This window comes from Streptomyces sp. yr375 (genome assembly GCF_900110755.1).
GTDB lineage: Bacteria > Actinomycetota > Actinomycetes > Streptomycetales > Streptomycetaceae > Streptomyces.
This window is the reverse complement of the sequence record NZ_FOFF01000120.1, coordinates 1-1,344: the sequence shown is the minus strand read 5'-3', so window position 1 is coordinate 1,344 and position 1,344 is coordinate 1. Positions and strand designations below refer to the sequence as shown.

Below are 1,344 nucleotides of genomic sequence, written 5' to 3'. Positions count from 1 at the left end.
CGCCCTGTCCCTTGTACTGGACCAGGACCTGCCCGGGGGCGACCTGCTCGGCGGGCAGGGGCGTGATCAGCGCGTACCAGCCGTCGACCCCGGCCTCGGCGTCGAGCACCTCCTGGTCGAAGTGCCAGTTCAGCGCGGGGACGCCGGACTCGTCCTGTTCGACGTGCCAGCGCAGGCAGGACGCGACACGGCGTTTCACGGCGATCACCCCGGCCCGGGCGGCGACCTTCTCAACCGTCTTGTAGTGCCGCCCGCCCGCCGCGCGGGCGAGCTTGTCCAGGTCCTCGGTCGCCTTGGCCAGCCGCTTGGCGCGGGCCGTCCGCTGGCCGGCCGCGTTCCCGGTGGAGTGGACCAGGATGCGCCGCACCGTCAGGACCGGGTCGCGCTTGCGGGGCCCGGCCAGGACATGGACGTCCTCCAGCACCCGGTAGACCTCCCGCTCACCGGCGGGTTTGCCCGCGTCCCGCTCGGGCACCCAGTCCACCACCGTGGCCTGCCCCAGGTCCAAGGCGGCATAGACCTCGTCCTTGACCTGCGCGGCCGGGACAGGTGCGATGAACGGCACCTCGGCCTGCAGCAGCGCCGCGATGTTCGCGTAGGACACCAGCTTGGAGTCCGCGACCAGCAAGAACTCCTGCTCGCTGGCCATGACCTGCAGGTCCTTCATCGCTCCGACCACCTGGGAGACCTCGGCCGCACCGCCGCCGAAGACGCGGGCGTGGACGGGGATGCCGCCGTCGCCGGTGACCGCGAGCCCTGCCTGGACCTGCTTCAGGTCCACCCGTCGGTCCTTGGGATGCCCGTACTTGATGACCGGGTACTGCTCGTCCTGGCCCTCCTCGGGGTAGGCGCCGTGGACGGACATGCTGGTCATGTCCCAGTGCAGCCGCGAGACGTCGATGCCGAACTCGGCGATCGCCCGCGCGCCGACCGTGCCCGCAATCCGCTCCAGGTGCGGGGCGATCGCGTCCAGTGCCCGGGCCAGGCGGTCGTCGTTGAGCAGGCCCGGCTCGATGCCGAAGACCTCCTCCACCGCCCAGGTCCGCGCCCAGTCCCCGACCCGCACCAGCGGCGCCGGCGAGGTCAACCGGTTCGCCACCATCGCCTCGATCACCTGCCCGTGGCTCAGGTGGGCGCTCGCGCCGCCCGGGCACAGCTCGTCGACGATCCTGGCTACATCCAGCCGGCGCAGAAACTCGGCAGCGACAGGCAGAGCACCCAGACGCTTCTCCACCACGGACACCACCGCGCACTCGAAGCGCTGACGCTGAGACCGTGGCCGCGGGGACCGGGAAGTCATCGACACACCCCACCCAACGCCACACCCCCGGCCCAGGACACCCC

At 71.8% G+C, this 1,344-nt stretch carries 1 protein-coding gene; it reads right to left on the bottom strand.

Annotated elements, in window-relative coordinates; genetic code table 11:
* The coding region (locus BMZ82_RS42505; RefSeq protein WP_256252367.1) for an IS1634 family transposase at window positions 1-1,234 on the bottom strand (1,234 nt) is incomplete at its 3' end.
* Between the last annotated feature and the right edge of the window lie 110 nt (window positions 1,235-1,344).